This window comes from Fodinisporobacter ferrooxydans (assembly GCF_022818495.1).
GTDB lineage: Bacteria > Bacillota > Bacilli > Tumebacillales > MYW30-H2 > Fodinisporobacter > Fodinisporobacter ferrooxydans.
The window spans coordinates 850,937-865,191 of sequence record NZ_CP089291.1; the positions used below are offsets into that span (position 1 = coordinate 850,937).

Here is a 14,255-nt window from a genome sequence, read left to right on the forward strand (position 1 = left end):
ACACAAATACAATTCATGATTTTATTGCTTCGACTGCAATCGTCTGTTTACCGCACCAGACTCAGACTGCGTTTTTGCAAATTGCCAAACAACTCCGCCGTGCCGTCAAGCCCCTGATATAACAATGTGCTTCCTGCATACTGTTTGACCATTTTCTTTAAACCGGCCGCCTGTTCACTGATTTGCAAATGATTTTGAATCAACTGCGGATTACACGTTAATGCGGCCAATGCGATCGACACATGCTCCGCTGTATGTTTGTTCAATTCCTGCCGCTTTAAAAAAAGTTTGGCCCGTTCAAATTGCCGGATAACCGCTTTGCCGACACATTTGCCGGCATTTGCGGAAACGACGATCATATAATCATCCCCGCCGATATGCCCGACGAAATCTTCCGGATGTCCGCATTCCCGTATAGCTCGCTGCAAAATCCGCGCCGTCAATAATATCAGCCGATCGCCTCGTTCAAATCCATATTTGTCATTGAACGCCTTGAATGCATTCAGATCCGCATACAACACGTCAAAGGGAACGCCGCTGTCGAGCCGATGCCGCAATTCTTCCTCAATCCTGACATTTCCCGGAAGTCCGGTCAGGGGATTGGCATATTTGGCAAGTTCGATCTGGATCCGCGACATCGATTGCAGAATGTGGTGGACCGTCACAACGCCATAATAATACTCGCCATCCATTACAATCACATCATCGTACATTTTCTGTTTGCTGCGTTCCGTCGCATAGGACGCCGCCCGTTCGACCGAAGTGCGGCGGTCAAGCATGAGTGGCGTATCATCCATCACTTCATCGATGGTTTTATTAAAATACAGCGGCACTCCATAGCGCCATCCCAACATCCGGAACAGATGTTGACGCGTCACCATGCCGATCGGTTTCGTCCCTTCCATCACGACAACACTTGAAATATCGCGCTGTTGTTCGAATAACTCATGCAACGCCCGCACTTCTGTGCTGCGGGAAATTGTATAGGTACGGGAGCAAATATCGCCGATTTCCGCTGTCTGTCTATGCCTGTACTGGAGTTTGGCTGCCGACCGCTTTGATAAAAGATGCAAGGCTCGCCCCGGGACTTCCATTTGCTGCCTGGCATCGGGCCGCCCCAGAAGATAGCCTTGTCCAAACTGCACGCCCAGGCGTTTGATCATGCGCAATTCTTCATCTGTCTCAATGCCTTCCGCCAACAATTTGCAGTTTACTTTATTGGCGATCGTCACAAATGCTTCCAGGATCGCCTGGCGAATGGGGTCCTGGTCAATATTGCGAATCAGCGACATGTCCATTTTGATGATATCAGGCGCCAACTCCACAATGGATTGCAGATTGGAATAGCCGGCGCCTACGTCATCCACCGCAATCAAATACCCCTGATCCCGGTAATGATTTAACGCGCGGCGAAAGGAATGAAAATCCCGGATGCTGTTCCGTTCGGTAATCTCAAACACAACTTGATCCGGTTTGATATTCCGCTGTTGCAAGATTTGCTTGGTCCAGCCGGCCGAAAATCTGGCATCGTCAATCATTTTTGGATTCATATTCAAAAAAAGCTTTCGATCACGGCCGAGCTGCTGCAAATTCGTAATGGCAGCTTCCCGGCAAATTCGTTCCAACGTATACAAATCTCCGTATTCTTCGCCACTGGCAAACAGCACATCCGGCCGTTCAAAATACGATCCTTTGGGTCCGCGGGACAACGCCTCCCAGCCGATCACTTGCGAGAGCTCCAAATCTACGATCGGTTGATAGACACTGCGAATATCCCTGCGCAACAAAATGGATTGAAATTCCCCGTACAACAAAGAGGAACGGGCATTGTCGCCCTTTTTGGCCATACGCATCGCCTGCTTGATGCAGACATATAACTGTTTTTCCAAGATCCCGCGGTCCTGGTACATAATCGCATATCCGACATGCAAGTCCACTTGCAGCCCCAACGTCTGCACGGTCTCCTGATTCATCTGATAGGAAATGTCCCGCCGCAATGCGTTGGACAACTCGTATATTTGCTGTTCGGTCGGATTCTGCGCTGCGATGCAAACCAGAAAATCATCCGCCCAAAAATTTTCAATCGATAAAATGTCCTTTCTCGGCAACGTGGCATGAAGACACACTTGAATCGCATCGGAAAGAATTTGAATCAGCTTTGCCGACAGCTCATCACCCACGCGGCTTTCGATTTCTTTCATCTTTACAATATCGACATAAAGCAATACAATCGCTTGATTGTGATCCAATGCCGTCTGCAATTGTCTCGCTAACGGATGATAGCGGATCAGTTCATTTACAATACTCGGCGGAGGCTGAAATTTCCCTCTCCCGAAGTGAATCATTTTGCCGACTTGAAAAAGCCAGCGCGAAAACGGATGGTTCCCCATGTTCTGAACTCCTTAACGATCCGACTCTGCATCGTCCCTGGACTGGATACGTTCCCACTTGATGATTCCTATTGTACTGTGCGAATTTTGCGGAATCGTAAACAAACGATGTTGGAATTGTAAATGCGGATAGATTTACAATTTCTTTAAATGATCTTTAAAAATCCTAAAACTGAATGGGTTATACTACAAATCAAGCAAAAGAATCTCTGGATGCCTGGGGGTAGTTTCCATGAACGGTCAGCACGGACAGTATTATGTGGTACCATCAGAAAAACGCGGTTCTTGCATCATCGATCGCAACCGGATTCCATATATCATCGGCTGCAACCTGCCAAACATATGTACAAGTCAGTTGCAAAAGGCACAGACCCAAATGATCTCCTCCATTGTACAGCAGGAACAGGCAGTTGCTCTCTTGTTAGACATATACTTCCTGCTGGATACGGGCAGTTGCTCCTTGTCCATTTGCTTATTCCAACAGGACCACCCTTCATTCTTTGCAGACTTGGAAGAAGCCCAGGCATTATACCTGTTGCCAGAGGGAACGAATCCATTGATTCATAACAATCCTTCAGTTTTTATGACTTGTCTGAACCAAAAAGGAATCGGCGTTGCCATTACCGAACAGCTGCGGCAAACCATATGTGTCATGCGCCAAACATTCCCGCTGCCGAACGTTTTTATTCCTGCATCTGCCCCCGGTTTCTCTCTGTAATCCTCTCGATTCTGCCCCGGGAGAAACCATTTTCAAAGAACCTTTTACTTTCTGTAAAAGGTTCTTTTTTAACCTGAAATTTCAAAACATTCTTTCATCCAAAGGATTGACCCTTACCTATATCACCTGTACAATGAAATCTAACAATAGATTGGACGCTCTTGCATGGAAATCTTCAAAGAATTCGGCAGAAGAGGAAGTAATTGGGGGAACCGTGGGATGAAAGCTACAGTTGGCAGTAAAATCCGCGAAGTTCGCATGCGCAAGGGAATTACCCAGACCGAACTTGCAAACGGACTTGTGACACCAAGTATGATCAGTCAAATAGAAGCTGACAAGGCGAATCCATCGTACAGCTTATTGTATGCAATCTCTGAACGTCTTGAGACGCCATTGGAGTATTTTCTTACTGACGTGCAAAATCAATTAGAAAAAACAAGTGCGTTTCGTATTGCCATTGCGTATATCAACTGCCAACAAGACGAAGAAGCCATACCGTTCTTGCAGCGGTTGCTGGAAGATGATCCGCCTGTGATACCGATTCTCGATGTCACATACTATCTGGCAGTGGCCTTATTGCATACGGGCAAGATCCATGAAGCGCACGCCAAATTTGAATATGTGCTGGAAAATGCTTTATTGCAAAAAAATACGGAGCGCATCATCCAGTGCTATATAGAATTAGGAAATTTGGAATTCCAGGAACATGACTATCCGACGGCTATCCATCACTGGAGGCGCGGATATGCACAGGCAAAAGAAAGAGAGTTGACCGATCGGTATCAACTGGCGCAAATTTGCCGCTTGCTTGCGTTAGCCTATGATAAAATCGGCGATCTCGATGCTTGCCATCGGTATTATACGGAAGCGCACCAATATGTATCGACACCGGAAACCCATCGGGAAGTTGCCGATACGTATCGCCGACTGGCAACTCAGGCACATGAAGAAGGCCAATTTGATGTGGCGATCGAGTATGCGATGAATGCTTCCATCTTAAGCCGTCAAGCCGATTTGCAGAAAGACATTCTCACGATACAAATCGCTTATGGCAAGCATATCGGGGAAAACAACCAAACAGAAGAAGCGATTCAGCTTTTGGAAAATACGGCAAAGCAGGCACAAGTATATGGAGAAGAAGAAGAAGCAGGAAAAGCTCACATTGCCATTGCCGAATTTCTTTTCGATACTCACTGCGAGGAGCTAGCATTGCAGTATGCGATCAACGCATTGCAGGCAGTACCCAAACGCACGGTCATGCAAGCTGATACATTGTACCTGTTGGCAAATATTCACCAAAAATCCGGTGAACTGAATAAGGCGTTGGAGATGTATCAACAAGCCATGCTCATATATCGGGATCTCGATCACGCGCAAGGGTTGATGAAATGCCATTCCAATCTGGGGATCGTTTACAGCAATCTGGGAGATTTTCGCCATGCATCGGATAGTCTGGAGCAGATGCGTTCAGCCCTTGAGCAAATGTTGCATGAACGCAGAGTCATATCCTGATGCCGGTTTGTGTGAAGCACATGAAAATCATTCACCTGTGACGGCTTCGTGAAAAAATTTTTTAGCGTTTGCGTTCACGCAAACGCTTTTTCCGTTTATTCATTTGCTCGTTATTTCCCGCACAACCCGCTGATTGCCATGACGATTTCATGAGGATTTCGGATGGTTCTCAGATCCACGACGCAAACCATATCTTCCGATTCATGAAGCATTTGCAGAAGAAATGCATCCGCTTCCTGCCGCGATACGGTATTAAACCGGAACCATGTGTGCCGTTTTGCCAACTTCTCTAAAATACCGCCTGTAGCATCCGTTGATTCCATATTTACAACTGTAATACTCAACTTTCGTTTTAACAGCGTTGCACCGCGCAACAAAGGATCGATGCATCCTTCTACGTATTCTTCCCCGTTCTGTACCAAAAACAGCACATGAACACCCGTTTTGAATGTTTGACTCTTGTTCCAAATCGCCATCACCACATGCCATGCAGCAAGAACTGCTCCGTAGATTGCCAACAGCCAGAGTACGAGGGTAAGCACCGCCAACACCTCCCTGTGTTGACACTATATGCGTATACCTACATGACGGTGCGGAGAGAAATGTGAAAAGGCAGAGCCTGCACAGTAGCTCTGCCATTAAAATGGGGTAGGGTGATATAATATACAATTCGAAGGGCATCTGTTGTTTATGCGGGTTGTTGACAGCCGTTTTTAATGATGTGAAAATTTGATGGCTGAAAACCAAATGAATTAGGCTCCTGCACCGCTATAAGGAACCAGCAAAATAAACAATACGAAAATAATCAAAAACACAACTGCCCAACGCGTATATCCACCAAATGTTCCGTACATGTGTACACACCCCTTTCTAACCAGTATACATCATTAGATGCAAGAGATTAGAAATGTGGAAGGTACAAACGCCTGATCCTATAATCCCGCTTCTTGCCGCAAGAGATCCGCTTTATCCGTTTGCTCCCAGGGAACATTCAAATCTGTACGTCCAAAGTGTCCGTATGCAGCAGTCTGACGATAGATCGGACGGCGCAAATCAAGGGACTTGATAATGCCGGCCGGACGCAGATCAAAATGTTTATTCACAAGTTCAACCAGAATATCTTCGGAAACTTTTCCCGTTCCAAATGTATCGACCATGATCGAGACAGGACGGGCAACTCCGATTGCATACGCCAATTGAACTTCACATTTATCCGCCAATCCCGCTGCCACGATGTTTTTGGCAACGTAGCGAGCCGCATATGCAGCAGAACGATCCACCTTCGTCGGGTCTTTTCCGGAGAACGCACCGCCGCCGTGCCGTGCATAACCGCCATACGTATCCACAATAATTTTACGGCCTGTCAGACCTGCATCCCCTTGTGGTCCACCGATGACAAAACGGCCTGTCGGGTTGATGAAATATTTGGTGTGTTCATCCAATAGATTCGCAGGAACTACCGGCTTGATGACGTATTCCATCAAATCGTTTTGAATCGTTTCCAACGTCACTTTTTCGGAATGCTGTGTGGAAATGACAATTGTATCGACACGTACCGGCTTGTCTCCATCATACTCGATCGTTACCTGTGTTTTCCCATCCGGACGCAAATAGGACAGCGTTTTGTTCTTGCGTACTTCCGACAAACGGCGAGACAAACGATGCGCCAACGAAATCGGCATCGGCATCAATTCTTCCGTTTCGTTGCAGGCAAATCCAAACATCAATCCTTGATCGCCGGCGCCTGTTGCCTCAATCTCTTCTTCTGTCATTTCACCTGTACGGGCTTCCAAGGCTTTGTCCACACCCATTGCAATATCAGGCGATTGTTCATCAATCGAAGTAATGACTGCACATGTATCTGCATCAAAACCAAATTTCGCGCGGGTATAGCCGATTTCGCGGATCGTATCACGCACCACTTTCGGAATATCCGCATAACAGGATGTCGTGATTTCTCCAGCTACCAATACCAGACCTGTGGTAACAGATGTTTCACAAGCGACGCGCGCCATCGGATCTTTGGCTAAAATCGCATCCAGAACCGAATCAGAAATTTGGTCACATATTTTATCGGGATGTCCCTCGGTTACTGACTCTGATGTAAATAAGTACTTACGTTTTGCCAAACAGAACCCCTCCTTGTCCTCCGCAAAAAATCAAAGCTAATGTTAGTACATTTCTATATATATGTCAATGAAAGATGTAGAATTATGTAGATTTTTGCACATTTTTAAATGTTGCAACGGAATAATAGGGTTAGGGAGTGTATATACACCCTAACCCTGCTTTTTAGCCTATATTCTTTTGAAAATCTTGAATTACTGATTTTGCTGCTGCAACGCCTGTTCAGCAAAGGCTACCAGCTTTTTGGTCATAGATCCACCGACGGAACCGGCTTCGCGTGTGGTGACATGTCCCCAATAATCTTCACTGCCTTGGTACACATTAATCCCCAGTTCAGCGGCAATTTCATATTTCATATCATCGAGAGCTTTATGTGCCGATGGTACAAGTTGTGATCGTTTACGGTTCGCCATTGTTCTGCCTCCCCATTTGAGTTTGTAATGTTAGTGTGGTTCATTTGCTCAGGATCCACACTAGCAAATCGATGGAGCGGCTAACAGGGATTTTAAGATCTGGAAGTATCTTCAGGCCACCGAGTGCGTTTGCCAAAACGGGTGTCCCGCAGAACTTTCCAGGCAAATTGCGGCAAGACCAATTGCCGCCGCCAGCGGCTCGGTTGGCTCACCAAGCGATAGAACCATTCGGCTCGCAAATTTTGAAACAGCCTGGGCGCTCGTTTGACGGTACCTGCCCATATATCGATACAACCGCCAATGCCGATCATTAACGGAACTTGCAATTGCTCCTGATATTCTGCAATAAACAACTCCTGTTTCGGCATACCCAAACCCACGAGTAAAATATGTGGTCGAAATGTACGGATTTGCTCCAAAATCAGCGGCAATTGATCCCCAAAATAACCATGATGGCCTGCCAAACGAAGATTTGGGTATTGGATTTTCAAGTTGTCCAATGCTTTTTGATTCGATTCCGGCGATGCTCCCAGAATAAATACAGACCAGCCTTCCTGTTCCGCTTCCTTTAATAATAGGGGTGTCGTATCCGCGCCTGTGACGCGTTCGGAAATGGATCTTCCATAATATTTGGATGCCCAAACAATCCCGATGCCATCCGGGGTAATTTGTGCAGCACGTTGAAAAATTTTATACAGCCTTTCGTCAGTCAATGCCATCATCACAGCTTCCGGATTTGCCGTAATGATATGCTCCGAGCCGCCGCTTTGAATCAAAAGCTTCCAATAACTGACGGTTTCCTTTGTCGTATATAAAGAGAACGGAATTCCCAAAATGTTTACGGTAGGCAGAATGCCCTGGTTCATGTTTGTACACCATCCTACATGAATATCCTATCATGAATTTCCTTTTTTCCACATGAATATCCTATCATGAATTTCCTGTATCAATGAGTCGAATACACCGAGGAGCCGCAGGGCTCTTCCAAAGGCAGTGTAACACAAAAAATGTAAATGCAACACAAAAAAATCAATCGGACCCGATCAGATCGACTCCATGTTTACAAATTCATCTCCAAGTTTGCAAATTCATCTCCAAGTTTGCAAGTTCATCACCATGTTCACAAAACCATACAAGCTGCCCCAGATCGATTCCGTCGATATGCGTGCCTAATATACATGCCTTTCCAATGCGGGGGGAACCTGCTATACTGTATAAAGCCTGTCGTATTTTGTTTTTTGGTCAGATTGGTAAGAAAGGAAAGGGACGGATATGCCAAGCATCTTGATTTCCGGTTATTACGGATTCGACAATCTAGGCGATGATACAGTCCTATATGGTATTTTGTCCGGCCTGCGCAAATTACGTCCTACGGCAACGTTTACCGTTTTATCCAATCAGCCCAAACGAACCGAAACGCTATTTGGCATCCGCGCTGTTGACCGATGGAATCTTGGGACGATTTTCCGCGAATTGAGGAAAACAGACTTATTGGTGATGGGCGGCGGCAGTTTATTGCAAGATGTCACAGGTCCGCGCAGTATTTTGTATTATCTCGGCATTGTCGCTTTGGCCAAATTTTTGGGCAAACCTGTCGTTTTTTACGCCCAAGGGATTGGACCTGTCAACAAGCCCCTCAGCAAACGATTGATCAAGTCGATTGTCAACCGGGTAGATCTGATTACCGTGCGCGATGACAAATCCCATGATGATCTGCAAAGCTTCGGCGTCATTCGACCGCCTGTGCACGTAACGGCAGATCCCGCTTTGGCCATTGAACCGCTCTTGTTCCAACCGGAAACAGGACAGGCAATTTTTCATGAATTTCACATTTCCCCGACAGAAGATCGTTCCCGCCAGGTGATTGGCATTGCCATTCGCAAATGGAATGCGGCGGTTCCTTACATAGACATTCTCGCAAAAGCGGCAGACCGATTGGTGCAGCAGGGCTATCAAGTGGTATTTGTGCCGATGCAGTTTCCCCGGGATGTAGAAATATCACGGGAGATCGCCGATCATATGGTTCAGCCTTCCGTTGTATTGGACAGGCAATTTTCCTTTCGCGAAATCGCCAGCATTATCGCAAATTTGGATATCATGGTTGGCATGCGGCTGCATTCGCTAATTTTGGCGGCGATTTGCAATATTCCGTTTGTTCCCATTTCCTACGATCCAAAGATCGATCGATTTATCCACCGCATGGGAATGGGCAAAGCAATCCATGTCAATCAGCTGGATGAAGAAACTCTTGTCGCGCAAATTCTGGCATGTCAAACACAATTCCGGGAAAATCAGCCACATCTGCAGCATGCATTGCAAGAATTGCGGAAAGAAGCAGAGAAAAGCGGAGAACTGGCTGTCCACTTTTTAAAATCCGCCGAACCCGAAAACGGATGGATAGCCAATCAAAAATAGGTAGACAATACATTGAAAGTACATAGACAATCGACTGACAATGGATAGACAATCGATCAATTGCGAATGGAAACGGATCCTGTCGCGAACCCCTTTCGACACGGATCGCCAAATGACACAATCGCCAAATTGAGGCAAAATTTTTTTGTAGTCAAAGAGGCTTCTGGCATTCTATAATGGCGTTGGAAGCTATCTTTGAGGTGATAGAGTTGGTCAATTGGAGGAAACATCTCGTACCATCCGTTGTTGCAGCAGTCCCTTTATTTTTCATAGGAGCCAATATTTCCGGATGCGGCGTTGGGCAAACAGCACCCGCTTCCACCGTATCAACATCTCCAGAGAAAGCAGGCGTGAGTCGGAACCTGCTTGCGAATCAAAATAAATTGGAATCATCCCACAGAATACACCCGTTGGTTTTTGGTCCGGCGATGCCTGCTGCGCCTGTACTCGCCAAGATTCAGAGCTATGCTGCGACACAGACCGCTCCACAAGAAATCCCGATTCTCATGTACCACTCGATTTCCAATCATCCGAAAAATACTTTGTGTGTAGCACCCGCCCGGTTCGCGGAAGAAATGAAACACCTGTATGAGGCCGGTTACCATCCCATCGGTTTTAACGACCTGAATCAAGCATGGCTTCAGCACCAGCCGTTGCCGAAAAAGCCGATTTTGATCACATTTGATGATGGATATGAAGACAACTATCAGGCGGCGTATCCCGTTTTGAAAAAATATAACTTTCGCGCAACCATTTTTATTGTGACAAACTTTGTCGGGCGTCCCAATATGCTGACATGGGATCAAATTCATTTTCTTGATCAAGACGGTCTTATTCAATTTGGCAGTCATACACTGGATCATCTGGATTTGGCCCACATGTCTGTCGAACAGCAAAAACGGCAAATTTTTGCGTCCAAACAAATACTGGAACAAAAGTTGGGACATCCCGTTCCCGCATTCTGTTTTCCTTCCGGCCGCTATAACTCTACTACCCTGCAGCTTTTGCAGCAAGCAGGATACGAGTTTGCCGTCACAACACATCCGGGCTCTGCGGATATGAACCAGGGCCGGTGGTCACTGGATCGCGTGCGTGTCAGTGGTGATGAAGCCGTCTCAGCATTTGACAGCATCTTTTCGTAACAAGCATCTTTTCTTCGCATAGTTTCTTTTTTAACAAGTATGTACTTTTCTTGGCATAGCATTCTTTCTTGGCATAGTATCTTTTCCTGACTTGATTTACAATGAAAGTGAGCGGAAAATAGGAAAGAGCTAGTCTCCATACAATGGAAAGTGAGGTCACCACATGAAATTCGTTGCATTGCTGCACATTATTGACGCAGAAAAAAACAAAGAATTGCGCCCTGCCCACCTCAAGTATATCGCGGAATTATACAGACAAGGTCTTGTCGTGCATGCCGGTCCGTTCACAGACGGCAAAGGCGGCATGGTCGTTTACGAGACAAAAGACCACGCACATGCACAGCAATTGGCGGAGGCTGACCCGGTTGTAGCAGGCAAAGCGCGAACACTGGAACTTCGCGAGTGGAATGCTCTGGATTTAGATACTTTGTAAAATAACACTTAAAGTGCGTGTTCAAAAAGTGGTTAAGTAAGACACAAGGAGTGCGAAGCCGAAGCACGAAAAGGCGACGGAGTGTACGTGCTTGGTACATGAGTAAGCCTTTTTGGGATTCGGCAAAGCAATCCGCCGTGGAGTTTTGACTACTTTTTGAACATCCTCTTAAATAAAAAGTGAGACTTTTAAAAAAGCTAATGACATGATTGCATAATCCCTTCCCATGTAACACAAGTTACAGTTGGAGGGGATTTTTTTGAAAATACATTTGAAAGCAACCGCATTGATCACTGCCGCATGCATCAGTATGCTGCTGTTCCCGACGTATCTGTCGCAACCCGCCTATGCAGCAGATTCCATAAAAAACATCTGGATTGTAACAGATGAAATCAAAGTGCCGGCAAAAGATGGGCATGGCAAACTGGAAGTCTACCGCTGGGATCCGGGAACGATTGTTTTGCATCAAGGCGATCGTGTCATGCTGCACATTTATGGAGTAAAAGGAAAGTCGCATCCTTTTGAATTGGAAGGGTACAATGTGAAAGGAATCGCCATGCAGGGGCAGGTGACAAAGATCATGTTTACGGCAGACAAAGCGGGAACATTTCCGTTCATTTGCCTGACACATCGAGACAAGGAGCATGATGGGCCGATGATTGCCTATTTTGAAGTGTTGCCAAAATAACTCGGAAAATGAGTGCGCACATCTCGTGCACATGCTGCGAACATTCTACGGGCATGCGGCAGATGAAAGCGAAGATGCCGAAGATGCCGGATCTGTCACAAAAGAAAGCGGACATGCCACACAGAAGAAAAAGGCTGCTGTAAGATTCCTTTTCCTTTCGTGAAATGTCCGCTTCAACTGCAAAAAATCCCCAATGCCAAGAAATTTGCAACAAGAAATGTTATGCAGACAATACCCGTGCAATCGCTTCGCGTATGCGGTCTTTTTCAAAAGGCTTCACAATAAAATCTTTTGCACCTGACTGGATGGCTTCCAATACAAGGGCTTGCTGTCCCATGGCGGAACACATGATAATTTTGGCATTTGCGTCAACACCGCGGATTTGTTTCACGGCTGCAATCCCGTCTACATCCGGCATGGTGATATCCATCGTGACCAAGTCCGGATTTAATTCTTTGTACATCGTCACTGCCTGCTGTCCATTGCCTGCTTCACCTACGACTGTATGTCCTAATTCCGTTATGATATTTTTCAACATCATTCTCATAAATGCAGCATCATCAACAATTAAAATATTTGCCATATTCTCACCTTATACCGTTTCAAATTTATTAGAAAAATTGTATCATACTTGAAATGACTTTAATAGACTTTAAATTCCCTGTTACGAGAGCGGTTGAATATTTAGCAGTTCCACACCCAAATGGGAAATATCATTATCGAAGGATGATTGCTCACTTGTATCAACCGTCCAGGAATTCAGATAATAGGCTTGTCCGTATTTCGCCGAGAAGGCAAATCCGGCCCGCTGCAGATATTTGCCGTTGACTTGAACCGGATTATCAGGATTGACACTGATAAATACGGTATTTGGATCAGGTGCGTCAGGAGACAATGAAGTCGTCAGCAGATTGGGCAATCCGGTAATCGTACCGTCCGGCATTACATGTACCGTATAAGTGCCGGCCGACACACGATACATCGTCCACGTTTGGCTGCCTTTTGGCATGACAGCAATATCCCCATGGAAGGAGCTGTCCACTTTCAAAGTAATCTTTAGCCCATGATCCGCTTGCTGCTTCCAGGCAGCCAACTGCTTGTCAAACGCTTGCTCAAAGGCGGATTCCGACATGCCGAATGCCGTTTGAAACGCTTGTCGGGCAGAAACTTGCTGCAAGTCCTGCAGATACGAAACAAGCGCATGGTCACCGGCCGTTTGCCTAAGCATACTCACGGCAAAATAATCCTGCCACTCTACATCATACGCATTGGTGGAGTGGATCGTGTCCTCCGGATTAACCAATAGAGGCTGCCACTGATTTGTTTGAAAGGCATTCAAAATCGTCTCTCGCATGTAGTCGATTTGCCCCTGACCGATCACGGGAGAGGAATTCTGATATTCGCTCTTCAGCCCTTCCGTCCAGGCAACCCCTTCATTCATCCAGCTTGGAATGACCGATCCGATACCGTTTTGGTTCAGTAAAATGTGTGTCAATTCATGTGCCAGTATGTTTTTTAACTCACCAGGATTCTTATTTTCCATAAACGGAAAATACATCGTATTGCCATACGCCAATCCATTGCTTTCTTGCGAGATCGTAGAAGCATTGAAAGTGGCAACCTGATATTTCACCAAGGAGGATTGATATCCCTGCTGATCTTCTGACACACGTATGGTCACGGGCTGTTGGAAATTTTCCTGCAAATCCGTTTCCAAAGCAACCGGGATATTCCCTTGGCGGAGTGTTTGTCTCACCAAATCCAATTGTTGCGATGTAACAGCAGAGTCCCCGGCTTCGACTTGAATGGATACGCCGGAATTGGGCTGGAAAGCGGCAGAAGTATCATTGTTCGGCGTCTGTATGACTACACCATGATCGACCCATTTCACTGTATCGCCAAATGCTTCCGATACAAAACGAACAGGCACCAGAGTTCGATCTCCGCGAATCAGCGCGGGAACGTCTAACGATACGGGTTGATTATTTTTATAAACAGTGAAGCTCCCGATTGGAATGTTTAGCATGGTTTGATTTTTGCTCGCAGTGACCGTCTGTGTCGCAGGATTCCAGGCTACCTTTGCGCCCAACGATTCGAAAATGGCTCGCAGCGGAACCATGACGCGGCCATTCACGATCAGCGGCGGCACATCAAAGGATAACGGCTTCCCATCAAGCACGACCGGAATCGCAGGCGTTGCCGTTGCCGCATAGACAGGAACGGTACCTGGATCAAATACACGCACTCCAACACTTACTCCAAGGACAATGGGAAAGACCTGCTTCCAACTGCAAAGTCGAGTCCATCTCATATGTGTACATCCTTTCCACTTGTCTCGGTCTCTCTTGTCTCGGTCTCTCCTTTGTATTCTCGGTGGAAGTGCCGTTCCCCTGCCACTGCTTTTACAAATCAACTGC

13 protein-coding genes are annotated in these 14,255 nt (G+C 46.3%); 6 read left to right on the plus strand and 7 right to left on the minus strand.

Annotation, left to right across the window (positions count from 1 at the left end; all coding sequences use genetic code 11):
- Positions 1-47 precede the first annotated feature (47 nt).
- Positions 48-2,390 (minus strand): EAL domain-containing protein, encoded by a 2,343-nt coding sequence (locus LSG31_RS04075; protein ID WP_347438132.1) that lies wholly within the window; start codon positions 2,388-2,390, stop codon positions 48-50.
- A 232-nt stretch (positions 2,391-2,622) separates the two neighbouring features.
- Here LSG31_RS04075 and LSG31_RS04080 point away from each other — a divergent pair, with 232 nt between their 5' ends.
- Both LSG31_RS04080 and LSG31_RS04085 read left to right on the plus strand, forming a co-directional pair.
- Positions 2,623-3,108, plus strand: a complete 486-nt coding sequence (locus tag LSG31_RS04080; RefSeq protein ID WP_347438133.1) for a hypothetical protein — start codon at positions 2,623-2,625, stop codon at positions 3,106-3,108.
- Between the two features lie 219 nt (positions 3,109-3,327).
- Entirely contained in the window at positions 3,328-4,620 is a 1,293-nt protein-coding gene (locus tag LSG31_RS04085) for a helix-turn-helix domain-containing protein (protein ID WP_347438134.1), read from the plus strand.
- Positions 4,621-4,730: 110 nt separating this feature from the next.
- Here LSG31_RS04085 and LSG31_RS04090 read toward each other — a convergent pair whose 3' ends face one another.
- The 4 genes from LSG31_RS04090 to LSG31_RS04105 form a co-directional block, all read right to left on the minus strand.
- Complete coding sequence (locus LSG31_RS04090; protein ID WP_347438135.1) at positions 4,731-5,162, minus strand: glycosyltransferase family protein; 432 nt, start codon at positions 5,160-5,162, stop codon at positions 4,731-4,733.
- A gap of 390 nt (positions 5,163-5,552) precedes the next feature.
- Positions 5,553-6,749 carry a methionine adenosyltransferase gene (metK, locus tag LSG31_RS04095; protein ID WP_347438136.1) on the minus strand — a complete coding sequence of 399 codons (1,197 nt, stop codon included), beginning with the start codon at positions 6,747-6,749 and terminating at the stop codon, positions 5,553-5,555.
- A 192-nt stretch (positions 6,750-6,941) separates the two neighbouring features.
- Positions 6,942-7,160, minus strand: a complete 219-nt coding sequence (locus LSG31_RS04100) for an alpha/beta-type small acid-soluble spore protein (protein ID WP_347438137.1) — start codon at positions 7,158-7,160, stop codon at positions 6,942-6,944.
- Between the two features lie 92 nt (positions 7,161-7,252).
- Positions 7,253-8,026: a WecB/TagA/CpsF family glycosyltransferase gene (locus LSG31_RS04105; RefSeq protein ID WP_347438138.1), complete on the minus strand. Its 774-nt coding sequence runs from the start codon at positions 8,024-8,026 to the stop codon at positions 7,253-7,255.
- A gap of 406 nt (positions 8,027-8,432) precedes the next feature.
- Between LSG31_RS04105 and csaB the strand changes: the two genes are divergently transcribed.
- The 4 genes from csaB to LSG31_RS04125 all read left to right on the plus strand — a co-directional run bounded on the left by csaB (position 8,433) and on the right by LSG31_RS04125 (position 11,838).
- Positions 8,433-9,575 (plus strand): polysaccharide pyruvyl transferase CsaB, encoded by a 1,143-nt coding sequence (gene csaB, locus LSG31_RS04110; RefSeq protein ID WP_347438139.1) that lies wholly within the window; start codon positions 8,433-8,435, stop codon positions 9,573-9,575.
- A 200-nt stretch (positions 9,576-9,775) separates the two neighbouring features.
- Positions 9,776-10,717, plus strand: coding sequence for a polysaccharide deacetylase family protein (locus LSG31_RS04115; RefSeq protein WP_347438140.1), 942 nt, complete (start codon positions 9,776-9,778; stop codon positions 10,715-10,717).
- A gap of 163 nt (positions 10,718-10,880) precedes the next feature.
- Positions 10,881-11,150 (plus strand): YciI family protein, encoded by a 270-nt coding sequence (locus tag LSG31_RS04120; protein ID WP_347438141.1) that lies wholly within the window; start codon positions 10,881-10,883, stop codon positions 11,148-11,150.
- Between the two features lie 259 nt (positions 11,151-11,409).
- Positions 11,410-11,838, plus strand: coding sequence for a cupredoxin domain-containing protein (locus tag LSG31_RS04125; protein WP_347438142.1), 429 nt, complete (start codon positions 11,410-11,412; stop codon positions 11,836-11,838).
- Between the two features lie 220 nt (positions 11,839-12,058).
- On the opposite strand, the gene LSG31_RS04130 is transcribed toward LSG31_RS04125, so the two are convergent.
- Together LSG31_RS04130 and LSG31_RS04135 are read right to left on the minus strand one after the other, a co-directional pair.
- Positions 12,059-12,421 carry a response regulator gene (locus tag LSG31_RS04130; protein ID WP_347438143.1) on the minus strand — a complete coding sequence of 121 codons (363 nt, stop codon included), beginning with the start codon at positions 12,419-12,421 and terminating at the stop codon, positions 12,059-12,061.
- Positions 12,422-12,502: 81 nt separating this feature from the next.
- Positions 12,503-14,149: a stalk domain-containing protein gene (locus tag LSG31_RS04135; RefSeq protein ID WP_347438144.1), complete on the minus strand. Its 1,647-nt coding sequence runs from the start codon at positions 14,147-14,149 to the stop codon at positions 12,503-12,505.
- Positions 14,150-14,255: the final 106 nt, after the last annotated feature.